Below are 25,213 nucleotides of genomic sequence, written 5' to 3'. Positions count from 1 at the left end.
CTTCTCTTCAGTCATGTTCGATGATCGTTCCTGCCAGACCCTGTAATGCCTGATCAAGATTGTCAACATTGCAGATGATGGTGCGGCAGTCAGGGCGACGGGAAAATTGGATTCCAGCTTCAATCTTCGGCTGCATACTGCCTTCACCAAAATGCGCCTCATCAAGCAGTTGCTGGGCCTCAGTAATTCCAATCCTGCCGAGCGGCGTCTGGTCGGGGGTATTAAAATTGAGATACGCACAAGGGACGTCTGTCAGAATCAGCAGAAGACGTGCCTCGATCAACGTGCCCAGCAGTGCGGAAGTCAGATCCTTATCGACGACCGCTTCCACTCCCCGCAGTTGAGCTCCTTCGCGAATGACCGGAATTCCACCTCCTCCCGCTGCGACAACTAACACACCTGCGCGAAGTAGTGACTCGATTACATCTACGTCGACGATCTCACGCGGATGAGGGGACGGAACGATTCGCCGGAAACCGCGTTCTGCTTCTTTGCGTAACGGAAATCCACGCCGATGGACCTCATCCGCCTGTGCAGAAGTGTAAAACGGTCCGATTGCTTTTGTGGGATGTTGAAAGGCCGGGTCGTCCTGATCTACGACAACTTGTGTCAGAATCGAAGCAATCGGGCGATGACGCCCTGCTTCATCCAGAACATTATGCAGCGTTTGTGTAATCACATACCCCAGTTCTCCCTCTGATTCTGCGACGCAGACTTCCAGCGGAACCGCATACGCTTTTCCCAGTGCTTCCTCGACGCGAATCAGCATATGGCCTACCTGCGGACCGTTTCCATGAGAGATAATCAGTTCGCGATCGTCCAGCAGTAACGGGGAGAGAGATTGAAATACCAGTTTTGCGAATTCAAACTGCCGGGCCATCGTGAGTGGCGCTCCCGGTGCCGCAAACGCGTTACCTCCCAGAGCCAGGATCGTTCGTTCTGTCATTAGCTGTTTTCCAGTCACTATTGTCCCGGCAGTGGCGGCCTGGGATCAGGGGGGAGGCCCAGTGGGGTGCCGGGAGTCCATAACAGGCGACCGGTGTCGGTCAGCATTTGCTGCTCTAACAGAGTCGCAATTTCTGTCAATCGCTCTAGCACGCGGCCATGAAAACTACGCTTGTCAGAAATATCACCTGCCGACATGCCGGTAAATAACTCGATCGCCTGATCAACGTCTGAAATTGCCCAGACATGAAATTGTTTTTTTCGAATCGCTTTGACAATATCGTCTCGCAATACAAGATTCTGTGCATTCGATTCCGGAAAACAGACCCCCTGTGTTCCCGTCAGTCCGGACTCGTTACAGACGTCAAAGAAACCTTCGATCTTTTCATTCACGCCACCAATTGCCTGCACTTCACCCCATTGATTGATCGACCCTGTGACGGCGAGATCCTGCCGGAGAGGAACATTCGCCAGGGCACTCAACAGACAAAGTAGTTCTGCGACTGAAGCACTGTCACCATCAACACCGCCATAACTCTGCTCCATTGCAATACTGGCGGATAGTGTCAAAGGTTGTTCACCTGCATAATAATTTCGTAACAGTCCCTCCAGAATCAGCATACTCTTATCGAACGTACTGCCGCTCATCCGACTTTCGCGTTCAATATTAATGATGCCAGCGGTTCCCACGCCCACACTGGCCGTCAATCGGGACGGACGGCCAAAGGCATAATCTCCCAAGTCAGCCACAGCCAAACCATTGATCTGACTGATTTTAGTACCTTCTACTTGAATCAACAGCGTGCCGTCGGCAATCAGACCACGGATTTTTTCAGCAATCATGTCTGAGCGAAAAACACGCTCCTGCACAGCCTGCCGAACGTATTTCGCTTTGACCACTTTGAGCTTTTTCTTACTGGCCCAGAAACTGGCTTCACGTGCCACATCCGCGATGTGACTGAAGACTGAAGTCACTTTTTTCTGATCGCTTGCCAGCCGCGCTCCAACACAGACCAACTCTGCGATCGCCGCTGCATCGAAGGGGAGTAACTCTTCTTTTTCGGAGAGCTGACGCACCAGGCGACCATAAATCAGCCCCGTCTCTTCATCGCGATTCATTTCTGGATCAAAGTCAGCTTTAACACGAAAGATTTCCCGAAAGTCCTCATCATGCAGATACAGCAAATGGTAGATTAAGGGTTCTCCCAGAGCGACCAGACGCACATTCAGCGGGATCGGTTCAGGTTGCATCGCGGTCACGGTAAACATCGCAAATGGATCTTGAACCTGAATTCCCAGTGACTGGCTCTTGAGCGTCCGTTTCAGTTCTTTCCACACAAATGGTTCAATGATCGCATCCATCAGGTTGACTACCAGATAGCCCCCATTCGCCTTCAGGATACTGCCCGATTTAATACGCGTGAAATTGGTTATCACGCGTCCTGCATGATCCACTACCCGGTCAATCGTACCAAACAGGTTTCGGTAATTCGGCGCGTCTTCCACAATAATCGGCGGCTCTTTGAGCTGACTGTTATCCACGACTACGTTTATCCGGTATTCCAGAAAACGCTGTTCCGGATCGGTGGCTCCTTCGCCCATCATCATCGCAGCAACCTGGGGCGGCATATCAGACACATCACGGAACAGGTTGAGATGGTCAATGATGTGTACTTTGAGACGATCAAACCACTCGCTGAGCTTAGGGTTGTCATACTTTTTCTGGAGTTCCTCGACGAGAGGCTCCACGAGATGAACGGCGAACCGCTGTGCCACTTCGCGCACGTCAGTCGAAAGTTGTCTCTGGATTTCCCGTTGCTCCTGCAGCACGCGTCCGGCTATCTCCACCAACTCGTCCTGGTGGCTATCCAGGACTTTCATTTCTTCGGGGGTAAGTTGCTCAATCTCCTGTTGTGTCATCGGACGGTTATCTTTGAGTGGGATAAATATAATTTGACCGTCCGGAAGTTGCTGGACGGTCATCCCGTATTGCTCTGCCTGTTTGAGCAGTTTCTCGAAGACCTCGTCGCCGCGCTTGCGATAGACTTGTCGGAGTTTTTCTTTTTCCTTGCCGAAGTCTTCTTCTTTAAACGCTTTGGGAAGAGAATCCTGCAATTGCTCAATCAACGTCTCCATGTCTCCTCGAAGCTGGACACCTTGCCCCGCAGGCAGACTGATCGCGAGTGGGCAATCCGGCTCATCGAAATTGTTGACATAGACCCAGTCCAGAGGAGTTGAATCATCCAGGACCCGCTCACGCAAAGCATGCGTCACCAGTTCCATCCGGCCCGTACCGACTAGACCTGCAATATAGATGTGGTAATTGGGATGCCGAATTCCCGTTCCCAGATCAAGGGCCCGCAATGCACGTGGCTGACCGACGATTTCGGTTAACGGTTCTAATTCTGCTGTTGTTTCAAAGCCAAACGATTTGGGATCAATGTCTAAAGTGACTTCGCTCGCGCTCAGTTCGCGATATTCCGTGGTGTTCGTCATGAGTTTCCTCGGTTGGTCGGCCTGGTCAGGGTTGCTGTTTGAGTTTCAGTTTGTGAATTCTCAGTATCAGCGTACCAGACTGATTTTCGCGTTTTACATGGTGGGGGTCGACCGCATGTTCCAAGGAAAAACGACGGTGAAAACTCCCTTTGCGGCGCTCAATACAGACGCCTTGTGCCGATTTCTCCACACAGCCCGCATGCCTCGTGCCGGAGATCGTCAGCGAATGCTGATCCACTTCCACATGAATCTCCTCGGGGGGAACGCCAGGAACATCCGCTTCCACAAGATAACTGTCCGTCGTTTCATAAAGGTCGATGTCCGGCTGCCAGGCACCGGTCGGGCTCGTAAGCCCCCATTGACCGTGTATCAGTTCATCAAAGGCCTGATCGATCTGCTGTTCCAGATTCCGCAATCGAATCGGTTTCCAGGGTAAATGCGACATGGGATCACCTGTTAAGAAAAATCAAGAATCAGTAGCATGTAAACAGGAGCAACTACTCTGAATAGTCTACCCGGATCTGACATGCTCGTCTACAACAGTCAAACCTGCTAACAAGAAGTTGGTTTCAATCTCCCGTTGGGACCAGACATGCTTAAAGAACTCAGTGAACGTGAAAGCAGACGCAGTTCACTTTGTAGAAAAAACGGGATTTCGCTACAGCTTGAGAACCTGGTTCAGTATCATTGGAATCATTGCAGTTGAAATGCTTGACGTTTTACATCCATGGCCCTGAATATCATCCGGTTAATTAATGAGAGCTTCCTCTTTACTCAACAAGAGCATCAAAATGAAACATGTATTCACACTGGGTCTGCTGGTTTGCGTTCTGACCGGTAGCCTGTCGGCAGAAGAGAAGCCCCAAATACAAACTAAGGGTTCCTCATCCGATTTCGCAGGAGAAAAAACGTCGCATCCGAATATCGTTGTGATTCTGGCTGACGATCAGGGATGGGGCGATGTAAGCCACAACGGAAATACGAATCTACATACGCCGAATATTGATTCACTGGTCCGCGATGGCGTACGGTTTAACCACTTTTATGTCGGCGCGGTCTGTGCTCCTACGCGAGCTGCTTTTCTCACTGGACGCTACCACGCGCGCACGGGGACCACGGGAGTCTCTAAAGGCGAAGAGCGTTTCAATTCAGATGAATTCACGATAGCGCAAGTCTTCAAGAAAGCCGGTTATGCAACCGGGGCGTTTGGAAAATGGCACAACGGAACGCAGTATCCGAACCATCCCAATGCAAAGGGATTTGAGGAGTATTACGGCTTTACCTCCGGGCACTGGGGCCACTACTTCAGCCCCATGCTGGATCATAATGGCACCTTTGTGAAGGGGAACGGCTACATCACGGATGACCTGACAGACAAGGCGCTGGCGTTTATCGAGAAACAGGTTCAAAACGACAAGCCCTTTTTTACTTACATTCCTTACTGCACACCTCACTCTCCCATGCAGGTGCCCGATCGTTTCTGGGATCGCTTTGCGGATAAAAAACTGGAGATGCACAATCGGGAGCCTGGTAAAGAACAGCCCGATCACCTCCGTGCCGCTCTGGCGATGTGTGAAAACGTTGACTGGAACGTCGGGCGTGTGCTCAAAAAACTGAACAGCCTGGGGATCGCCGACGATACGATTGTGATCTATTTCTCCGACAACGGCCCCAACGGATTTCGCTGGAATGGGGATATGAAAGGCAAAAAAGGTTCGCTCGACGAAGGGGGAGTCCGCTCACCGTTCGTTATCCGCTGGACGGGCCACGTGCCGGCCGGTCGTGAGGTCGATCAGGTCACCGGTGCAATTGACCTTCTCCCCACGCTGACTGATCTGGCGGGAATTCCGCGACCTGAACCGAAACCCATTGATGGAGTCAGTCTCAAACCGCTGATGATGAATTCAGCCTCAGCCTGGCCTGACCGTATGATCTTTTCAAGCATGCGTCAGCGGGTCAGTGTTCGGACTGATCAGTATCGCCTGTCACAGAAAGGCGAACTATATGACATGATTCAAGATCCCGGCCAGCGAAAAGACATCGCGAAACAGAAGCCTGAGGTGACTGCAAAATTGAAACGGGCCGTTGCAGACTGGAAGAAGTCTGTCTGGCCCCATGGCTTTCAAAAAATAGCTCGACCATTTCTAATCGGCTATGGTGGCGCACCAACCACACAGCTGCCAGCCCGCGATGCCATTTCGCATGGTGAAATCAAACGCTCGTCCAGACACCCCAACTGTTCTTTCTTCTATCATTGGACCAGCACCGAGGACAGCATCACCTGGGATGCGGAAGTCGTCGAAGGAGGCACTTATGAAGCGGTGCTGTACTATACCTGTCCCCAGGATGACGTCGGTTCGACTGTTGAATTGAGTTTCAACGGCAGCAAGTTAAAGGGGAAGATCACTAAGGGCCACGACCCACCTCTGCAAGGTGCAGCGCAGGACCGTGCTAAACGGTCAGAATCGTTTGTTAAAGACTTCAAACCGATGGTGCTCGGGAAAATGAAATTGTCACAAGGAACCGGTTTGTTAACCCTGCGTGCGCTGGAGATTCCAGGCAGCCAGGTCATGGATTTTCGCTTACTGATTCTCAGAAGGGTTCAATAAGCGTTGCGTCTTGTTGCACGACGAAGCTTTAATATCAAAGACTGCTTGTGTAAAACACAAGACTCTACGATCGAAGGGACAGGCTCCGGGATCATTCAAGCCGCCTGTAATACATTCGGAAACTGTCTCAAATGACTGGAATCGTCCTGGTTAACAAGTCATAATACTCTCTCACGAGATGTTGAGTCTGTTACTTTTTTAAATCACCTAACCTGATGGATACACCATGAAACACCACCTGACTTTTTCCGCGATCTGCATCGCATTACTCGTCAACGTAACAACCTACGCCGAAGACAAAGGCTTCACCCCTCTGTTTGACGGCAAGACGCTTGATGGCTGGGTTCAGCAAGGCGGGAAAGCCAAATACGAAATCATTGATGACATGATCGTAGGCACCTCGGTTCCCAAAACGCCCAACAGCTTTCTCTGCACGAAGAAGATGTACGACGACTTCGAACTGGAAGTCGATTTCAAGGTCGATCCGCTATTGAACTCAGGTATCCAGATTCGCAGTAATGTGTTTGATGAGGACAAAGTTCTTAACATCAAAGATGCGAACGGCAAAGAAACCAAGAAGAAAATTCCCGCCGGTCGTGTCCACGGCTATCAGGTCGAAATTGATCCTTCCAAACGTGCCTGGTCGGGCGGAATTTACGATGAAAGTCGACGTGGCTGGTTAAATAATCTCGCCAAAAACGAAGCCGCCCAGAAGGCCTTCAAGCAGAACGAGTGGAATCATTACCGGATCGTCTGCAAAGGTGATTCTATCAAGACTTGGATTAACGGCGTACCCGCCGCCGACCTCAAAGATGGTCTGACTCCCGAAGGTTTCATCGCCCTCCAGGTACATGGCGTCGGCAATGATGCCCAGAAAGTCGGCAAGCAGGTCAGCTGGCGCAACATCAAAATCAAAGAACTGAAATAAAACTGGCAGGATAAAATACCAAAAGTCTGTGCCGCAGGAGTCTCATCCCGCGACGCAGACTTTTTTTGTGCGCTCGTCAGTACTATTTGTTACCCAAGTGAATCGCGATCAGTAAATAGAGAAATTTACTACCATGAAAGACACTAAAAGCACGAAAAAACAAACCCATTCAAAATGAATATCGTGTCTTTCGTGCTAGGAAAATCAAATGAGAAACAGGTCCCATCTAATGCTTCCACATTTCTGTTAACCATCAGTTACTACTTTGAACCTGTGCGTTGCACGGTATTTGCTGCCGGCTTCAGAGGAATCGTCGCACGCACACCGAATCCGCCACTGACTCCGCTCATGTCGGTCCACAGTGTTCCTTCGCCTGCATACAGGAAGTTGAGGTCGATATTCTCAGGCAGGTTCGTGGCAAAGTACCAGTCGTTGTAGGCTTTGGCTGATCCAAATGCTTCCACAGCGAGTTTAAACCGGTCCGCTTTGGATTCTTCTACCATTTGTTTGCCGCTGTTTGTGGCTTCACCTAGAATTGTGGCAGCCTGCGCTTTCAACTCTTCGGTTTCTTTGTTGATCGCTGCGACCAGTTTTCCCGTTTCGGCATGAATCTTAGCAGCCTGTCGCTCGCCGCCAGCTTTTGCTTCTTCCACTTGCTTTTCGGTGTCTGCGTCCACCGTATCCGTCGCCAGACCGACTTTGATTTCCGCTTCACGCAGTTGGGCTTCTCCCTTGGCGGTCGATTGTTCTTCTTCACGGGTGAGTTTCATTTCATCCGCAATGAAGGCCATCTGAATTGGTTCACGTACCTCTTTAGGAATGTAGACGTGGCGAACCAGACCGTACAATAGCGTAATCTCTTTGTCGTCCAGCACACCATGGAACTGTTCCAGACAGGTACTCTGATAGACCTCTCGGTCGCTACCCACCAGCAGTTGGACGGCTTTGTATTCCGAGCCATTGTTACGGCAGATGGATTCGATCTGCGGTAGCACGACTTTTTTCTCGACCTGATCCACGTTTCCGAATGTTTGGACCGCGTGGGGGGCCTGGCTGGGCATCAAGCCCCAGATTCCGGTGAAGTCAATGTGCATCGGAAAACCATCCGCACTGGGAAAGGCAATCCCACTGTGCATATCAGCAATGAGGGGTTCGCCGTTTTCGTCGACAACAGTGTTGCCCGCGGCATCACGCTTGACTTCCACTCGAATGGTGCTGTGACGGTATCCGATTTCTACGATATCGATTTGCTGCTCACGCCCGTTGACCGGGTAGTTCCCGGGGGGAAGCACTTTTTTCTGAACTCCCTTTTTGACATCTCTAGTCGGATTATCAGATAACTGAGTCACCACGCCCACATATCCGGTGGGAATCTCAACCCAGCCAGCGACTTTACTGGATTGGCCGGATGTGAAATCAATTCGCTTTTTCACTTCGACCGTGTATCCGTACGGATTAATTCGGTAGCGTCCGGGATGTAGCACTTTGCGGAGCACACCCTTATGTTCCGTGTTTCCGATGTCACCTTCGACGAGGTAGTTAGATCCTTCCAGATTCTTTCCCAGTTTGCAGGTGACTTCACCGATTTCACCGGGCTTGATCACAATATCATCGACAATTTTGCGTTCCCACCAGATCGGACTGTAAAAGTGCCGTCCGGGACCGCGAAGTTCGGCTTGTACTCCCATCTGTCCCTTTTTAGCCCACATACCCGGTTCGGCTTTGTTTCGACTTCCAAAGATGAGCGGGCCTTTGTAACGCAGCTGCAGGCTCTGACCTTCATTGACATAGATCCGGTCTAATGTCCAGTGCAAGGCAAGGCCAGCCATAATGAGCAACAGCAGAAAGATCGTAATGGGGATGGCTAATATTTTGATATTATTCATGAGTCTTCTCCTGATGAGAATAGTTTTATGTAACGATAGACGGACTTAGTTGCCTGACGATTTTGAGAGAGCAGGTTGAGGTGTCGCCTGCTTTTCATCCACAAAATTATCAAACACCCTCATCAGTGGAGAGTTCGCTGTATTGGTCATGATCTTTTTAAAGCCCGGTGCGAGCTTCTGATAAAGCACATAGCGGCCAAAGCTGGATCCATCACCACCAAAGGCTTCCACAGTCCGTTTCCAGCCGGCGGCATCGGCAACGTTTTCAAATCCGATCACGGCCGCTTCCGCACGTGCTTTGGCGAGAATCGCCAGAGCCTGGTCTTTGGCGGCTTCGAGTTCTTCTTGAGCCACTTCTTTGTCGCGTTCCGTTTCTTCAAGCGCGACTCCTTGTTCCTGTTTCGCCAGTGTGATCTTCTTGATGATCTCACGTTCCGCGGTAATCAGGTCTTTCTTTTGTTCAATCAACGCGGTTTCGGTTGCCAGGATCGCTTCCTGTTCTTTCTGCAACGTTTCCTGTTTGTATTGCCCCTTCTTCTGAACGGCAAGTTCCCGATCACGTAACGGTTGGGCAATTGCCTGGGGCGGCGTGATCGTGGTGATCAGCGCTTGTACAATTTCAATGCCTTGCTCCTTACAGGTTTCGGTGATTTTTGTTTGAAACTCTTTCTGGAAGGCTGCTCGGGTTTCACCACCGATGAATTCACGAGCACTCGTGTTGGAACCACGTAAACGACAGAACGAGCGGGCATTCGGCATGATGACCTTATTGATAATTTCGTCCGCAATCGCAGTCGAACCGAGTTCATCGTTGGAAATATCGTTATAGGTCACATAGGTTTGAGCCGCCGTTTCCGGAATCACGCGGAACTCAATCACACCATCGAGCGTAATTGGAAAACCGTCCTTACTGGGAAACATCATATCGCCCCCTTGAGAAAGGTCGAACCGCAGCGAACGTGTGTCGATGGCGTTGATTCGAATGGTATAGGGATTCAGATAATACGTCCCCTCGTCCAATGTCGCTTCTTGGGGGCCTCGGTGATTGTCTTCCACCAGCAGTTGATTGGGATCATCAGGCATGGGACCAGCCAGATCGGTAACGATGCCTTTATAGCCAGCCGGAATCACTTTGGGCTCCCAGAGTTCGATGATCTCGATGAAATCACTCTTCGATCGGGGCCGCCCGATTGGTTTCTTGGTTGTTCTGTCGATCACAATCGCGTTGATCGCATAGCGACCAGGCTTGAGGACTTCTTTGATGATCCCCTTGTGTTTATCGCTGGTTGACATGAAATCTCCGGGCGGCAGATCCTCGCCATACAGGCGAATGCGAACTCCCATCGAGTCAGCCGGGATTTCAACCATCGGATAAATTTCCCAGTGCCAGTGGTAGCAGTTAAAAAAGTAGCGTCCTTCTGGCAGCAGTTCACGCTGCAGGCCTTTGTGAACCGCAGCCTTGATTGTCGTATCCGGCGAGATTTCCTGATCATTCGTAAGGTCAATCCCCGTTTTTTTCGTTAAGACGGCAAAATGTTTCGCAGGCACATCGATGCGAAATTGCGTGTAAACGATGTATCCACCAATGACCAGAAATAATCCTCCCAGAAAAAGCCCTGTGATTCCAAACTTGATCCAAAGCACTCTGGCTTTTGTCTGATACGCGTCTCTCATGTCTGTTCCTCCTGTTGTGTTGATGCCGGCTTCTGCAGAACTCTCTGAGTCGGCCCTTGCTATGTATTTTCTCTTAGTCGTGAAGAAGTCAATATTTTCGTGATCTGTACTGCGAGGTTACAATAGTTTCCAAAGCTTGTAAGAGCAATCATGATCTATGGCACCAGTTGTGAACATGTATAGTGTTGGTTGAATGATGTAAGCTGTTAAATGGTAGTGTCTTATCACTTTTGGTAAAGGCTCGGTAATAAATCACAGTTAGTACTACTATTGAAAACGCAAAAGGGGGCTCAGAGATCAAAAATAATCAGACAGGGAAGGCGAGTTCTTCTATTTCTTGAATTCAAATGAGATTGTCGTGAAAGAATTCGGGCGTTGTTTGAACTCAAGGCGGAATTTAAAGTGTTTCAATCGAATCAACGGCAATTCTTCCAGCATTCAGCTCCACTATTTCGTAATAAGTATGAGAGGAGAGAGGGAGGCAAGGATGCGAAAAGGGGCGCGAGATTCGGTCCCGCCATCCGGCTCGCGGAATGAGTTGCTAAGAGAGGAGGGTAGATGGTACGGGTAAGCATCAGTATTGGAAGGCAGCTTCGTAACCGAGGGTGAACTTCGAATTAAGAGGGCCAAGGCCGTTGGGCTGCGGCATCCTGCCAACGGGGAACTGCGATTCGCACGCTTACGGAGCTGAGTGGCCGGTGTCAGAGATGACAGCGGTTTTTTTATGCGCTAGGTATTTCTATTTCATCAATTACAGTCATGCGGATCACAACTGGCAAAGTGCTCGTACCGCGTCATTTTCCACCGGTAGCACAAAACAGGCAGGAACAAATCCGGGAAGTGGAAGCCTGTATCCGAAACCAGTAATTCGTGGACAACAGACTCAGCCTTCGGTTGCAATGCCTCAGCAGGGGCAGCACAATGGAGAGAAGCCTGTCCGCCGAGATGGGACGAGACATTAAGCGATCTGATTACAAACCTGGGAGACATCCTCTAATGCGCGAAAAATTTGTGGTTTTCATTCTGGCCTGGACGTTCTTGTTTCATCTGGGAACGGTTTCTCAAGCAGCCGAGCCTCATGACGACCGTTGTGTGATTCTTGTGAGCGTGGATGGCTTGGCTAACTTCTATCTGGATGATCCCCTGGCTCAGATGCCTACGCTGAGAAAACTCGCTCAGGAGGGAGCCCGTGCGGAGGGAGGCATGGTCTGCTCGTTTCCTACCGTCACCTGGCCCAACCATACAACACTCGTGACTGGTACCACCCCCGCGAAACATGGTGTCATCGGTAATAACTATCTGGATCGTAAAAGTGCCACGTCGGTGGCGTTTATTCCCGATCCGCTGTTCGACAAAGATCAGATTGTCAAAGTACCTACAATTTATGACGTCGCTCATCGGGCGGGACTGGTCACTGCCGGAATTGTCTGGCCTGCAACGCGAAATGCCCGTACGCTCGACTGGACGGTCCCGGATATGTTTGGCAAAGAAGCATGGCCGAAGTACGGCACCCAGATCTGGCTGGAAGAACTGCGGCAAGCCGGTCTTCCCGTTGATCTGCACGGTTCATGGACTGGGGAAAAAGGGGGCGGCGTGAAACGGGACTGGCTTTATACTCGCATGACGCGGCATCTATTTCAGAACCATCCGCCCAATTTATTATTGATTCACCTCGTCGAGGTCGACCATGTGGAACACCAGTATGGTCCTAAGACTCCTGAAGCCTACTGGTCGGTCAGCTATGCCGATGACCGTCTGCGAGATATTGTCGAAGCGATAAAGCTCTCTCCGCATCGTGACAAGACAACACTGGTCATCGCCAGCGATCATGGTTTCTTCCCGATCACGAAAGACATCCGACCGAATGTTCTGCTCAAACAGCAGGGACTGTTGTCTAAGGAGAAAAAACAGGTCTATTGTCTGTCGCAAGGCGGTGCCTGCATGGTCTACATTCTGGATGATACGAATCGAGCAGAAACAATCAAAAATCTGAAGAAAAAACTTGCAGCCATCGAGGGCGTGCAGGCGGTGCTTGATGCAGATGAATACACAAAGCTCGGCCAGCCGACTCCCGAACAGGATTCCCGTGCCCCGGATCTGTGGCTGGCAGCAAAGTCCGGCTACTCATTCACAAACAGCGATTCAGGCGACGATGTGGTGACACCACGTAAGACCCCTGGCGGGACCCACGGGTATCTTCCCGATCAGCCAGACATGCTCGGTTCTCTGGTCATCTCAGGTCACGGCATCAAGCCCGGCACCAAACTCGGCAAGATCCAAAGTCTCGACGTGGCTCCGACGATCGCCCGTTTGCTGGGAGTCAAACTTCCCACCGCCCAAGGCAAACCACTTACCCCAGCCCTGCAGGAAGACTAATTTTAACCGGTTCTTAAAATCGATGTTTTTCTTCTTCAGCGGGCTTTGTACCAGCGGTGGAATCACTCTGTTTTTGGGGCTGACCGCGACTGGCAAGTGTGCCCAGAATTGGTGAAATCAAAGCAGTCCAACCGGTCTGGTGGCTGGCCCCCAGGCCGCGGCCTGTCTCCGCGTCGAAGTATTCATAGAACAATACCAGGTCGCGCCAGTGTGGGTCGTTCAACAAAACATCGGTCCTAAAGTAACTGGGACGATCACCTTCTTCATTCGAAAGAAACAATTTTGAAAGTCGCTTACGAATTTCGTCAGCCACTTCCTGAAGGTCCATATAGTTACCAGATCGCGTGGGACATTCGACCCGCAGCGACTTGCCATAAAACATGTGATAGCGTTCCAGTGCTTCGATCAACAAATAGTTGAGCGGGAACCAGATCGGGCCGCGCCAGTTCGAGTTTCCACCGAACAGGCCGCTGTCCGACTCAGCCGGCTGGTACTGTACCCGCAGCATCTCGCCGTTCAGTTCGTATTCGAATGGATGTTCTTCGTGGTATTTGGACAGAGAGCGAATGCCGTAGTTCGACAAAAATTCGTCTTCGTCCAACAGGTAACGCAACATTCGCATCAGACGATCTCGTGTGGGAATCGCCAACAGGCGGCGTCCACCGTCGGTGGTTTCTGTATCACGTTCCATGTAAGTCATGAATTTGGCCAGGTCAGGGCGGCTCTGCAGGAACCACTCCATTCGTTTGCGAAAACCGGGCAGCTTGTCGATTGTCTCATCAAACAGCACGTCGACTGTGAACAACGGAATCAGCCCCACAATCGAGCGGATTTTCAGCGGGATACTACGCCCATCGAGATGGAGATGGTCGTAGTAGAAGCCGTCTTCTTCATCCCAAAGCCCAGTGCCATCAAGCGAGTTCATTGCTTCGGCGATCGAAACATAATGCTCGAAGAACTTCGAGGCCATATCTTCGTAGGCAGGATTATCATCGGCCAGTTCAAACGCAATCGACAGCATGCTGGAACAGAAGAAGGCCATCCAGGCAGTTCCATCGGCCTGTTCCAGGTGCCCGCCGGTGGGTAAAGGCTTTGAACGATCGAAGATCCCGATATTATCCAGCCCCAGAAACCCGCCGCTGAAGACATGCTTGCCGCGGATATCTTTCCGATTGACCCACCAGGTAAAATTGAGCAACAGCTTCTGGAATACCCGTTCCAGGAAGTTGCGGTCGCGATCGCCGTTGGAAGCGGTCATTTGATAAACGCGCCAACAGGCCCAGGCATGAACCGGCGGGTTCACGTCGCTAAAGTTCCACTCGTAGGCCGGCAGTTGACCATTGGGGTGCATATACCATTCGCGGAGAAATAAAATCGCCTGATCCTTCGCGAAAAAGGGATCGATTTTGGCAAAGGGAATCAAATGAAAGGCTGAATCCCAGGCCGCGTACCAGGGGTATTCCCACTTGTCGGGCATCGAAATAATATTGCGATTGTATAAGTGACCCCAGTCGGCATTCCGACTGCCCGGCGCGCCAGGCAACGGTGGAACGGATTCCGCTTCTCCGTTCTTACGGTTTTTCAAAGAGCGGGGAATCTCGTAATGATAGAACTGTTTCGTCCAGAGTAATCCGGCATCCGCTTGCCGCATAATTTGTTGTTCGTCTTCTGAAAGTCCCGGTGAAACCAGCGATTGTGCATAGCGATCCGCTTCAGCAATCCGCAGTTCCATGGCGTCGTCGAACCCGTCACCAAATGCATGTCCGGGTAGTTCATCGACCGACGACATCCGCAGACGAAATTGCACTGACTCACCCGCTGCAATCGTGCACTGAAAATGGGCCGCCGCTTTGGTGCCTGCAGGACGGGGATTGAGAACTCCTTCTATACCATCGACAACCGCTAAGTGAAACGCGTCTTTGCAGGAAGGACGCCTGCTGTTGGGATCATCGAATCGCCAGGTGTTGGTTTCGTTTTCGGTAAACAGCCATTGGGGGAGTTCACCATCTGGGCCAACATCGGCGTAAAGATGAAAATCACCGAGTGATCCGTGTCGGGCCAAAAGCTGGTTGTCTGCCAACTGGGACAGGCTCGGTTTTTTATCGGGACGCTCGAGTGTCGGGTTCCAAGTATTGCGATACCACCATGAAGGGAGGAAGTGGAGCGGCGCATCTTCTGGCCCGCGGTTGAAAATGGTAACCCGGATTAATATGTCCTCGTCGGCCGCCTTGGCATATTCCATCTGAACGTCGAAATAACGGCTTTCGTCAAAGATGCCTGTGTGGGTCAGTTCATACTCGGGCTCTTCTCGAGTGCGCTGTGAGTTTACTTCGCGTAGTTCGGCATACGGAAATTCGGCCTGCGGGTATTTGTAGAGCGCTTTCATATACGAATGGGACGGCGTGGAATCGAGATAGTAATAGGCCTCTTTGACATCTTCGCCATGGTTGCCTTCTGGACCCGTCAGACCAAACAGTCGCTCTTTCAGAATCGGATCTTTCCCATTCCACAAAGCCAGACCGAAGCAGAGCCGACATTGACGGTCGCAAATTCCCAGCAGGCCATCTTCCCCCCAGCGATAGGTGCGCCAGGTCGCTTCTTCATGGGTGAAATCGAGCCACGGGTCTTCGTCAGCGGTACTCTCGCGTACCGTGCCCCATTGCCGCTCCGCCAGATAAGGCCCCCAGCGTTTCCAGTTCGCACTCGACTCACGACGTGACTCTGAGGCAAGACGTTCCCATTCCGGTTCTGGCATAAATATTTTAACTTTTCAACTGTCAGGCAGAGGTAGGTTTGCCTGATAAATTTGCAGGATGTGCGCAGGAAAAATGCTTCCTGATACAGAAAGAAGCGTTTTTGCTCGATCACTTGTTTCTGATTCAAGTAATGCGAATCTCGTTCCGACTCGATAGCGCTGATCAGGGCTTGTCGTATTGAATACCAGCAGGTTGAAAAACAACGATACGAGACATCGGTAGCGAATGAATCATAAAGGTTCTATGAAGTATTACCAATAGCATACCGCATCGACTCGACTGCATTGAAACAGGGAGCGGGATGAAGCGGAAAATCCTGCTCGTTGTCTATTCCAAGCAATCTATGCTTGAATCCACAAAAAAAACTGGCTCGCAAACATAAGGGGTTAAAGTGTTTGCGAGCCAGTTTTCTTTGGATGCGGAGAGAGGGGGACTCTCCGCATTGGTGGTTTCAAACCTGATTTCAACGCGACAAAAATAAACCCAATGGTGCGTAACTAATTGAAAATAAAACAGTTGCTTACTTCGATGTTTTATCGGTTCTGCAACCACACACTTCATTCAGCTGTTTGGTGTTTGCACCAATTGTGCACCAGCGGTGCACCAACCGAATTTAAACATCCTGACCACCTTCAGGTAATGTATCTTGTACTGCATTAGAGCGACTCTGACAAGTACTTTTTTCCGATATTATAAGTTGTTCTGTGCGGGTCTTAATCGCTTCCAGCAGAGGTCTGATCTTGTCGTAATACTTAACGATCTCTTGCTCAGGATTCACGGGGGAATACACGTTGATAATATCATTCACACTATGTTCTGTAAGGTATCGTAATTCTAATAATGGTATTCCAGCCTCTTTCATCTCCTGCGTAATGGAACCGCGAAAGTCATGAGGTTTACCTAACTCAGCTTTCCCAATCACCTGACGCAGTTGTTTTCCCACATAGGGACTGGTGATGCCACCAGCTTTTTTCAAGAATTTACGAAATACAATTTTCCTATCCTGGCTATTCAGAACAGATCCTTTCGGTGCTTTAGACAATTCATCTTGATACTGTTGTTCTAAATTTGAAGTTGAATTAAACGTATATTTTCTCGAAGTTTTACCCTGACATATTTTTCGATTTAGGAAAAGGGGGCCTTCCAAACGCTCTCCCACCGACATCCGTAATAAAGGCATCAGCTCATCCGGTAATGGAATTTTAACATTAACTTTTCCTTTGTTAAAATCTGATCCACCAAATCGACTCCCGAAAAATACCTGCTGTTTTTTGAAGTCCACATCACCAATGATGAGCCCTTCAACATCTTCTAAACGGAGGGACAAAACGAATATTATGCTCAGAGTTTTGAATTGCCAGTCATCCATGGCATTTAAGAGCTCAACCCTTCGCTCAAGTGGAAAAACACAATCACGAAGCGGGTCTTTATTGAATGATTTTTCAAAAAGGTCATGAGTAACAGGATTGACGAAATCGGGGGGAAGATTGCGTATATCAGCTCTACAAGCCCAGTTGAAGGCCATCCTTGATGTCTCCAAGCAGTTATTAATATGCCTTGATGATATTAATTTAGTCGGAGCATTTGCACTACCGTTTCTTGTAACTTTACGGTTGAACAGAAATTCAAGTAGTTCAAGAGCAAATTCTCTATCGATTGTTTGTGCAATGGGCCATTTTTTAAGCGATCGAGTTAATTCCGCAAAATCCAAGATCGGAGCAAGCCGATTGAAATAGGTTCTGGCAGTCTTTTCTCCCACTAGCTTACGCTTTTCAGTCAGAAATCTATCATAAAGCTCGCGTAGAGTTAGATTGGGAATTTTCTTTGTTTTTAACATCTTCTTACGCGCTTCACTGGGGGGCACGAATGATCCTGACTCAAGCTTATGTATCAGTTGTATTAGTTTTGATTTGGCTTCTTTTGGATCTGCTCCGAGCGTTTCTCCAAAAGCCCTTCTTTCATAGCGGCCGCGCGCTAGTTTAATACCATTTCGTTCCCATATATGGAGGTTGACTCCGACACTTGTTTCATGCGTGTGAGCTCCCATGAGTTCCGAACGAACCATTTTACGATCATCGGACTGAGTCTTTTGAACGGTTTCTTCGGAGTTGTCAGGAGAATTTATTATCTGACTTTCGTCAGTTTCGGGCGTCGTGTCACGATCGCTGTGTTTATCAGTATGCATCAAACTTACCAGATAATTAAAAAGGAATTATTTGATCTGGTAAAACTATCGCAAGCACATGGAATATAATCGAGGGAAACGTTTTGGAATTCGTTTCCCTCATTTTGATGCTTATAGGGTTTTGTGATTATAAATACTGATTAAACTATTAGATTTCGTTCTTTTTCCTTTATATTTTAGCAGCTTAGTCAAAGGAGATATTACGTGGCTCAAAAATCTGTTAGCCCAGTAGAAAATATTATAGCATGGGAAGAGTTAAAAAATCGCTATCCTAAACAGCCTTGCTTAGATGATGATACCGTTTACTCTTTACCAACTGGCCTTATCAAAGCTATCAAAAAACATCTTCCTAGTCTCTGGTCTAAAGAAGATCTCAAGTTTGAGTATGATTTGAATGAGATTGCTGGTATGGGGCTCTATTTAAAACAACCTTTCCATTATCCACTACTCCAAGAGTATTTTCCTCCAGTGAGTGAAGCTGTAATTAAACTCCAAGAGGAACATGACCGAGTCAATCAGAAATTACAAGAAGCAACTATTGAGGATATGAAAAGCTATGGCTGTTCAGATCTAACAATCAACAATTATGTTAAGCAACAGGAACAATATAAAGTCAATGCAAATGAGCGGCAAAAAGGATACGCAGGCTGGTTAGTAACAAGCCTCGAATTTCAGATTCAGAAAGCAGCTTTTATTGATCAGTGGGAGGGCCAGATAAAAAAACGAGGCGAGTTACCAATCATTCCTCCAATGGACATGATAAATGACTCGACTCCCATCCCAACAAATCAAAGACCGTTTTATGCAGAATACACACGGTTTTATTACGATTGGAGCCTGGAGACATTAACTACCCCTCATCTACCATTACCAATGCATTCAAATCCAGTTGGATATTCTCAGTATAGACAGGATGTTTTTGCTGGATCGGGAGTCACTCTTTTCGTTCCCTGGTATCTTCTCGCAGATCAAGATCTGAAGCTACATGATATTGCAAAATATCATTTGTTGTATGGTCATAAAAAACATCTTAATGGTTGGTTGGACAAAAACAGCAAGGATAGAAAGAAATGGGGGTACGAAAGATTTGCGACAATGTTGAAGATGTTTACTTTCTTAGAATGTGGTTTGAACGCCAGATACAAAGGACGCCTGAATCGGAAGGTTAAAAAAATTGATATGGCGTTTACAGAATTTCTGGAAGGGAAAGCGCTCGATGGTACTGTGTTGGATCGAAAATTCGAAAGTACCAAAAAAATCAGACTAGAATTTAAACGCCGATTGAATCGCTGCATTAAGGCCGTCGATATCGATAGTCCACTTCCAGAAACGGAGTGATTGTTTATGAGAATAGCCAGCTGGTAAACCCGATGATAACGAGTATTCAGCCGGGTATTATTAGCTTTCATGTTCTTAACAATAGCTAACACTCCTCATCCTTAGTATTATGACACGTTTTTGCCCAAAATTTAGGTGATTCTTTGTGCCAATATTGATTCACATACAGTTACAAGCGAAGCAGCAGCAAATACTGCCGCAAATACAACCAGAAATCGCTTTACCACATTCATCACCATCAACAATGATGGCGCCATCACCACATGGAATACAACAACTGGAATAGAGTGTGATACTCTTCTGGTCATTGATACCAGCAGCTGCCAAGAGTGAACGCTCTACAGCATGCCAAGATCGCTTCAGTTCTTCACCAACCTGGGCTACAAAGATGCCAGCTTCACTCAAGTGCGAACCGACATAGGTCAAAACCTTGTCTTTTAGATCAGGTGGCAACGTATGGTTCTTCGGACCTGCCTCGATACAAAGAGGATTAAACGATATTTCCTGGTCTTGAGAGAAATCTCGAATCGCATCCGTTAGGTAAACAGCACGGCCCAGAGATTCTCCGACCTGCTGTGCCTTCTCTTCGGTAAAACGCGAATGGCATCTTTTTGCGATTTCTCTGGTAACCAGGCCATAGGCCTGAGAAGTAGGCGCGGATGCGATCTGGAAATCTTTTTCTCCTTTTCTTTCCAATTCAAACTGAGTACTCAGAATCTGCTCCAAATGCTCGACATCGAATCCCACTGTTACCAGATCAGTCCGAGCTTTCTCAAATTGAGCTGAGTACATGCGATTTACCAGCCGTGTTTTCCAACTACTACCATCCTGGATGTCATCCTTAACCTTTATGCCGATGGTGTAAGCACTCATTGCAGCCAAAAACTTCTGCAGTTCAGAAACTCCTCTCTTTCCTAACTGGCCAGTTCCACCTCGTACGCAATTCCCGATGGTCAGCTTTTGCTCGTTTTCACTGGAAGGTGCTTCCAGTAACCACCACAGGGTGGCAATGTCATGTACAACTAGCATGCGTGATTTCAGTCCGTACTGGCTACTTAGTAGCCCGCATAGGCTGCAGTACGCTGACATGTGGCGTCTGCTTTCAGCTGGACTCAATAGTTTTCGTTGTGGTTTCAGTACTCCAAACATTAATTCCCCTTGAGTAAAAGGTTACTTTGACCGGTTCATTATATCCTGTAATGGGATATCCTCAAGTGGGATGTAATCTCCCTGTACTATTTTTAGGAGGTACAGGGAGTTTGAAGAAGAATCTATATACGCAACGACAGCGGATTCTGCTCGATTTGTTGCGGAAAACAAGGGAAGAAGCAGGCCTGCGGCAGGATGATGTGGCGGAACGCCTGGGACGGCCTCAGTCATTTGTCAGCAAATACGAATCCGGGGAACGCAGATTGGACATTCTGGAGCTATATGATGTCTGTGGTGCACTTGGCGTGACTTTGAATGACTTCGTGAAAAAACTATTAAAAATTCTTGCTAATGAAAAGTATTAAGCATTCGTAATTAGTGAGAGTTTCCTTTGAATTAGACATAAATTCTCAATAGAACACCGTTTTTCAAAATATAAGAGGACTTCATGAATTACTCTGCGCAAGTCCCTGTCAGAAACCATCCCGCCCCTTTCCAATATCATCAGGCAGATTGATACCAGTTCAGCTAATGCCTCACACAAGTCCTAAATAATGGAATTTTCCAGTTTTTATCCTGCAGAATCTGCTTGGAAGACTACAAGTCACATTGCCATTCCTCAACCTCAGAAATCGGTCATTCTACAGTTTCCTGACAGGCAGCCCGTACCCAGTCCGATCCCGATTTTGAGATATGCAAAATCAAACAATTCAGAAGTAGAAAAACCATCGATATTACAGGTACTGTAATCGTTTAAAGAATGGAGAGCCTGAGCTGAAATTTCTCCCTGGGCCACGTTTCAATCTACAACTAAAAATAGTGTTACAATTGGCGTATACCATTACGTTCAGGTGGAGTAATGAGTAAAGAGCAATTCGAGTTTAGACCTACATACCATTATGTATAGAAATTCCAGATTGAAAACTGTCATCGACTTACGATGCAACAGTCTAAACCATTACTACTGTTAGCCCTTATCCATTTTATGGAATCCATCGAAATACTCGTCTCGTTGACGTTTTTCGAAACTCTCTTGTGCCATTTCGTCTTAGCAAAGTGTACATTAAGGTAGATATATGAAATGAAGGTTTAAGCACCTGGGAACAGCAGTAATGGATCTGGACCGTTTGATCACATTTTTTTCAACCAACCCTTCTGCGAAGTTGCTACGCGCAACTCACGCCGCTTATGTCATTTATTTTCTGAATCAGCACTTTAAGGTGGAAAGTAATCTGGCAACTCCACATTCCATGCTTGTGCAAAGTTTGAAGAGTTATCTGGAACAGATTCACGAAACAGAACCCGAGCTCATGCGTGATCAGGCTGACGTCTATCTCGCTCAATGGTCTACCGGAGAGACGCGTTGGTTGAGACGCTATTTTGATTCACAACATGCGGAATCCGTATTTCAACTGACACCGCATTCTGAAGACGTCCTGAAGTTTCTTACCGATGTCATGGATCATTCACTGGGTTTTATTGGCACAGAATCCCGATTGACCCGCATCATTGAAACTTTATCTGACATTGTTATTCGAGGTTCTGCTGACCGGGAACGGCGACTGGATCACTTGCGATCAGAACGAGATCGCATTGATGAAGAAATTCTGTCCATCGAGGCGGGCGATATCGTCTCAACTCATAGTTCGACCGCCATTCGCGAACGTTTTTCGGATGTGATCGCCGATTTGATTTCCTTGCAGGGCGATTTTCGAGCCGTCGAAGAATCTTTCAAATCCATCACTCGAAATGTTCAGAAACAGCAATCGAAGGCAGTTGACTCTCGTGGGCAGATATTAGGGTCTGCGCTGGCAGCCGAGGATCGACTTAAGGAAGAAGATCAGGGCGCTAGTTTCCAGGCATTTTTTAAAATGCTGCTATCACAGTCTCAGCAAGATGAACTAGAAAAGATCATCCGACAGTTAGACGAATTGGATGAGCTTGACTCTCAAACTGAGGGAAAATCTCGTGTCAAAGGTATGATTGGCAACCTCTCAAAAGAAGCTTCGAGGGTTCAGCAAACGACGCGACGCCTGAATTCCACCCTCCGACGTCTGTTGGATTCACGCATCAGTACAACACGCCTGCGTCTGGCAACTGTTCTAAGGGAAATCCATGCGTCAGCAGTGCGTCAGTCGGAATCTCCCCCTGAATTATCCATGAATGTATTTACGGAACTGGATCTGTATAACGGAATGGAGCGTCCTTTCTGGCAGACACCAATTGAATTTGAAGCGGTAGAAATCAAACAGGAAGAACCTGATGCAGTTGAACGACTAAATGTTTTTCAAAGACTCGCCGAACTGCAGCGGCTTGACTGGGACGACATGCGAGCCAATATTAACAGTCAAATCGAGTTTAAAGATCGTGTACCACTGCCTGATTTACTGAATGCTTTTCCTCCTGAAAACGGCCCGCTTGAAATACTCGGATATATTCAACTTGCCTATGACGGCGGGCATGAGGTCCATGAAAACGACTTCGATCTGGTCAGAATCACATCAGAGTCTGGAACCCAGGACTATGAGATTCCGCAAGTTGTTTTTCTTTCTGAGATAGAGAAAACAGGGCGTCTCTCGGGGAGTGCCGTCGATGAATGAATTACCGGAATTCCGCGAACGGGGAATAGTAGCAGTGCAGCTACTGCAGGGCGTAATCTATGAGGAACAAGAGGAACACTGGTCGCTTTTATTGAGTCATGAATCAGACTTAATGGATTATTTCTGTGAGATCGGCTTGTCGTTAGTGATTGACCGAACGGAAGGTATCGCCTACCTCCGTCAGTTTAGTGACGATGAACGCACCGGAGGTTATGATCGACTACCGCGTTTATTCAGAAAAACGCCCCTGACATATAATATGACCTTGCTATGTGTTCTCTTACGTGAGGAATACCGGAAATTTGAAGAGGAAGATCTCGACAACGAACGATGTGTTGTCGAGGTAGACTCTCTCTTCGAATTATGGAAACCCTGTTTTCCATCTACATCCGATGAAGTCACATTACGCAAGCAGTTACTTGCCGCCATGAAACAACTTGCAAACATCAAATTTGTAGGCAGTATTAAGGATGAACCAGATGCCTGGGAAGTCCGTAAGTTATTGAAAGCGCGGATTCCCATCGAAGAACTGGAACGTCTGCGGGATCAACTCACTGCGACCGAAAGCAAAGAGGACTAGACTTCTATGCAGCACTTATTCGACATGCGTCCTGATCGTCCTGGTTATCGGCTGCAAAAGCTGGAAGTCTTCAACTGGGGAACCTTTGACAGTTCAGATGGAAATGTATTCTGCTTTGAGCCACAGGGGCGGACTGCGCTGCTGGTCGGGCACAACGGTTCGGGAAAATCAACACTCGTGGATGCCATCCTCACATTATTAGTGGATGGGAAAACCCGAAATTACAATGTGGCAGCCGGTGCCAGGAAAACGGAACGTACTGCCAAAAGCTATATCAAGGGAGCCTATGACCGTACGACTGATGAATTACAGGGAAATGTAATTCGTTATCTCCGGCCAAAGGGGAATATGTTGACGGCGATCTCAGCTGTCTTTAAGGACGAGCAACTGGATCGATCCTTCACTTTGACTCAAATCTTGTATTTGAAATCAGACGGCTCTGATGACCGCGTATTTGCTTTCTCCACCGCGGTACATGAATTGAAGGCCGATCTGCAGGGCCTTCAGAAGTCGGACGAAGTTCGCGAACATCTTAAACAGTGTGGTTACCAGACGACGCGTTCTTATGCCGAATACCAACGATGGCTCATCAAGCAGACTGGGATGAGAAGCAAAGCCATCAACATGTTCAATCAGACAGTTGCTGTGAAAGATATTCAAAGTCTGAATACATTTATCAGATCCCACATGCTGGAAGCAGCCAACTGGCAGGACAAAATTCAGGGACTCCTGAAACATTTTGATGACCTCAGTAATGCACATCATGAACTAGTTCGTGCGCAAAGAGCCCAGGAACTTCTGGTCCCGGTTGCTTCCATTGGAAAAAAGTACCGTCTTAAAGCAGAGAAACTGGATCAGCTTCAATTTCTGTATACCGCCTCTCAATCCTGTTTTCCAGTATTAAAACTTCAAGTGGTTGAACCGGAGTTGGAATTGCTTGAGAAAAAGGAAGTGGCTCAGAAAACCATCCTAGAACGACTCACTCTGGATCTGGAGCAGACCAGAGAAACGGTGCGGAATTTAAAAAACGACATTGATCAGGCTGGAGGCGAACGGTTACGAAGAATTCCTGAACTGATCGATAATGAAAGGGTGTTTCTGAAAACGAAAACGCCTCATTTTCACCATTATCACAATTCTCTCAAACAGTGTGGGGTGATTGAAGAAGTCTGGGATCGAGATCAGTTTCAACAGGCTGAAGCTAAATTGCGGGAGCTGCTGTCAACGAATCTCCCAAAGTTAGGTGCCCTAAAAGATCAACACGAAACTGCCATTGGGGAAAAATCAGCCGTTGAAAACCAGCTAAATGAAGAACGCGTCGAACTGGAGGCGTTACAGCAGCAGCGCAGTAATTTACCACCTCGGTTTACCACAATTCGCAGCCGGCTCTGTACAGATCTGAATTTGAACGAGAGTGAACTGCCTTATGCAGCAGAGTTGATCGCCGTCGAGCCCGATCAGCGTTCCTGGACAGCAGCCATTGAAATGGTACTGCGCCCGTTTGCTCTCAGCTTGCTTGTGCCAGAGCGCTATTACACTCGTGTGAGGGCTTACATTGAAAAACAGAAACTGACTGATGCCAGAGGGGCAGGACTGCGTCTGGACTATCTCTGTATCGGTAATGTTGCTGTAGGCAGTGGGGATCGAATTCCTGCCAGTTCGCTTTACCACAAATTACAATTAAAACCAAA

17 protein-coding genes are annotated in these 25,213 nt (G+C 48.2%); 9 read left to right on the top strand and 8 right to left on the bottom strand.

The annotated features are described in order from the left end of the window. Nucleotides 1-7: 7 nt before the first annotated feature. Genes AAC022_RS00085 through AAC022_RS00075 form a run of 3 tightly spaced genes read right to left on the bottom strand, consistent with a single transcriptional unit; the run spans nucleotide 8 to nucleotide 3,886 of the window. The gene (locus AAC022_RS00085; protein WP_339726779.1) at nucleotides 8-946 is read right to left on the bottom strand and encodes a carbamate kinase; all 939 of its coding nucleotides are present in this window, start codon (nucleotides 944-946) and stop codon (nucleotides 8-10) included. 17 nt (nucleotides 947-963) lie between these two features. Continuing rightward, entirely contained in the window at nucleotides 964-3,441 is a 2,478-nt protein-coding gene (locus AAC022_RS00080; RefSeq protein ID WP_339726776.1) for an ATP-binding protein, read from the bottom strand. Between the two features lie 25 nt (nucleotides 3,442-3,466). Continuing rightward, nucleotides 3,467-3,886, bottom strand: coding sequence for an Hsp20/alpha crystallin family protein (locus AAC022_RS00075; protein ID WP_339726774.1), 420 nt, complete (start codon nucleotides 3,884-3,886; stop codon nucleotides 3,467-3,469). Nucleotides 3,887-4,232: 346 nt separating this feature from the next. Between AAC022_RS00075 and AAC022_RS00070 the strand changes: the two genes are divergently transcribed. Both AAC022_RS00070 and AAC022_RS00065 read left to right on the top strand, forming a co-directional pair. Continuing rightward, the gene (locus AAC022_RS00070; protein ID WP_339726771.1) at nucleotides 4,233-6,050 is read left to right on the top strand and encodes an arylsulfatase; all 1,818 of its coding nucleotides are present in this window, start codon (nucleotides 4,233-4,235) and stop codon (nucleotides 6,048-6,050) included. 226 nt (nucleotides 6,051-6,276) lie between these two features. Beyond that, a complete protein-coding gene (locus AAC022_RS00065; protein ID WP_339726768.1) occupies nucleotides 6,277-6,978 on the top strand; it encodes a DUF1080 domain-containing protein in 702 nt (233 codons plus the stop codon). A 260-nt stretch (nucleotides 6,979-7,238) separates the two neighbouring features. On the opposite strand, the gene AAC022_RS00060 is transcribed toward AAC022_RS00065, so the two are convergent. After that, a complete protein-coding gene (locus tag AAC022_RS00060; RefSeq protein WP_339726765.1) occupies nucleotides 7,239-8,864 on the bottom strand; it encodes an SPFH domain-containing protein in 1,626 nt (541 codons plus the stop codon). A gap of 45 nt (nucleotides 8,865-8,909) precedes the next feature. Continuing rightward, a complete protein-coding gene (locus tag AAC022_RS00055) occupies nucleotides 8,910-10,538 on the bottom strand; it encodes an SPFH domain-containing protein (protein ID WP_339726762.1) in 1,629 nt (542 codons plus the stop codon). Nucleotides 10,539-11,245: 707 nt separating this feature from the next. On the opposite strand from AAC022_RS00055, the gene AAC022_RS00050 reads away from it, so the two are divergent. Continuing rightward, entirely contained in the window at nucleotides 11,246-11,500 is a 255-nt protein-coding gene (locus AAC022_RS00050) for a hypothetical protein (protein WP_339726759.1), read from the top strand. A gap of 34 nt (nucleotides 11,501-11,534) precedes the next feature. Beyond that, the gene (locus AAC022_RS00045) at nucleotides 11,535-12,914 is read left to right on the top strand and encodes an ectonucleotide pyrophosphatase/phosphodiesterase (protein WP_339726756.1); all 1,380 of its coding nucleotides are present in this window, start codon (nucleotides 11,535-11,537) and stop codon (nucleotides 12,912-12,914) included. A gap of 13 nt (nucleotides 12,915-12,927) precedes the next feature. On the opposite strand, the gene AAC022_RS00040 is transcribed toward AAC022_RS00045, so the two are convergent. Together AAC022_RS00040 and AAC022_RS00035 are read right to left on the bottom strand one after the other, a co-directional pair. After that, nucleotides 12,928-15,669 (bottom strand): glucosidase, encoded by a 2,742-nt coding sequence (locus tag AAC022_RS00040; RefSeq protein ID WP_339726753.1) that lies wholly within the window; start codon nucleotides 15,667-15,669, stop codon nucleotides 12,928-12,930. Nucleotides 15,670-16,283: 614 nt separating this feature from the next. After that, a complete protein-coding gene (locus AAC022_RS00035; RefSeq protein ID WP_339726750.1) occupies nucleotides 16,284-17,855 on the bottom strand; it encodes a tyrosine-type recombinase/integrase in 1,572 nt (523 codons plus the stop codon). A gap of 204 nt (nucleotides 17,856-18,059) precedes the next feature. Here AAC022_RS00035 and AAC022_RS00030 point away from each other — a divergent pair, with 204 nt between their 5' ends. Next, a complete protein-coding gene (locus AAC022_RS00030; RefSeq protein WP_339726747.1) occupies nucleotides 18,060-19,193 on the top strand; it encodes a hypothetical protein in 1,134 nt (377 codons plus the stop codon). A gap of 159 nt (nucleotides 19,194-19,352) precedes the next feature. On the opposite strand, the gene AAC022_RS00025 is transcribed toward AAC022_RS00030, so the two are convergent. Beyond that, nucleotides 19,353-20,342: a DUF5685 family protein gene (locus AAC022_RS00025; protein WP_339726743.1), complete on the bottom strand. Its 990-nt coding sequence runs from the start codon at nucleotides 20,340-20,342 to the stop codon at nucleotides 19,353-19,355. Nucleotides 20,343-20,452: 110 nt separating this feature from the next. On the opposite strand from AAC022_RS00025, the gene AAC022_RS00020 reads away from it, so the two are divergent. From AAC022_RS00020 to AAC022_RS00005, 4 genes are all read left to right on the top strand, one after another. Further along, nucleotides 20,453-20,707 carry a helix-turn-helix transcriptional regulator gene (locus tag AAC022_RS00020; protein ID WP_339726740.1) on the top strand — a complete coding sequence of 85 codons (255 nt, stop codon included), beginning with the start codon at nucleotides 20,453-20,455 and terminating at the stop codon, nucleotides 20,705-20,707. Between the two features lie 747 nt (nucleotides 20,708-21,454). Beyond that, entirely contained in the window at nucleotides 21,455-22,942 is a 1,488-nt protein-coding gene (locus AAC022_RS00015) for a DUF3375 family protein (protein ID WP_339726737.1), read from the top strand. Further along, nucleotides 22,935-23,522 (top strand): DUF4194 domain-containing protein, encoded by a 588-nt coding sequence (locus AAC022_RS00010; RefSeq protein ID WP_339726735.1) that lies wholly within the window; start codon nucleotides 22,935-22,937, stop codon nucleotides 23,520-23,522. Before AAC022_RS00015 ends, AAC022_RS00010 begins: the two co-directional genes overlap by 8 nt. Nucleotides 23,523-23,528: 6 nt before the next feature. Next, on the top strand, nucleotides 23,529-25,213 hold a 1,685-nt coding region (locus AAC022_RS00005), incomplete at its 3' end, for an ATP-binding protein (protein WP_339726734.1).

Origin of the sequence: uncultured Gimesia sp., assembly GCF_963976445.1 — a bacterium.
In the GTDB taxonomy this organism is placed as follows: domain Bacteria; phylum Planctomycetota; class Planctomycetia; order Planctomycetales; family Planctomycetaceae; genus Gimesia.
This window is presented reverse-complemented; position numbering and strand designations above follow the sequence as displayed.

What these genes read in the sequence shown, in the direction of transcription:
- AAC022_RS00085 (WP_339726779.1), bottom strand. Translation starts at nt 946, where the DNA reads ATGACAGAACGAACGATCCTGGCTCTGGGAGGTAACGCGTTTGCGGCA.
- AAC022_RS00080 (WP_339726776.1), bottom strand. Translation starts at nt 3,441, where the DNA reads ATGACGAACACCACGGAATATCGCGAACTGAGCGCGAGCGAAGTCACT.
- AAC022_RS00075 (WP_339726774.1), bottom strand. Translation starts at nt 3,886, where the DNA reads ATGTCGCATTTACCCTGGAAACCGATTCGATTGCGGAATCTGGAACAG.
- AAC022_RS00070 (WP_339726771.1), top strand. Translation starts at nt 4,233, where the DNA reads ATGAAACATGTATTCACACTGGGTCTGCTGGTTTGCGTTCTGACCGGT.
- AAC022_RS00065 (WP_339726768.1), top strand. Translation starts at nt 6,277, where the DNA reads ATGAAACACCACCTGACTTTTTCCGCGATCTGCATCGCATTACTCGTC.
- AAC022_RS00060 (WP_339726765.1), bottom strand. Translation starts at nt 8,864, where the DNA reads ATGAATAATATCAAAATATTAGCCATCCCCATTACGATCTTTCTGCTG.
- AAC022_RS00055 (WP_339726762.1), bottom strand. Translation starts at nt 10,538, where the DNA reads ATGAGAGACGCGTATCAGACAAAAGCCAGAGTGCTTTGGATCAAGTTT.
- AAC022_RS00050 (WP_339726759.1), top strand. Translation starts at nt 11,246, where the DNA reads ATGACAGCGGTTTTTTTATGCGCTAGGTATTTCTATTTCATCAATTAC.
- AAC022_RS00045 (WP_339726756.1), top strand. Translation starts at nt 11,535, where the DNA reads ATGCGCGAAAAATTTGTGGTTTTCATTCTGGCCTGGACGTTCTTGTTT.
- AAC022_RS00040 (WP_339726753.1), bottom strand. Translation starts at nt 15,669, where the DNA reads ATGCCAGAACCGGAATGGGAACGTCTTGCCTCAGAGTCACGTCGTGAG.
- AAC022_RS00035 (WP_339726750.1), bottom strand. Translation starts at nt 17,855, where the DNA reads ATGCATACTGATAAACACAGCGATCGTGACACGACGCCCGAAACTGAC.
- AAC022_RS00025 (WP_339726743.1), bottom strand. Translation starts at nt 20,342, where the DNA reads ATGTTTGGAGTACTGAAACCACAACGAAAACTATTGAGTCCAGCTGAA.
- AAC022_RS00015 (WP_339726737.1), top strand. Translation starts at nt 21,455, where the DNA reads ATGGATCTGGACCGTTTGATCACATTTTTTTCAACCAACCCTTCTGCG.
- AAC022_RS00010 (WP_339726735.1), top strand. Translation starts at nt 22,935, where the DNA reads ATGAATGAATTACCGGAATTCCGCGAACGGGGAATAGTAGCAGTGCAG.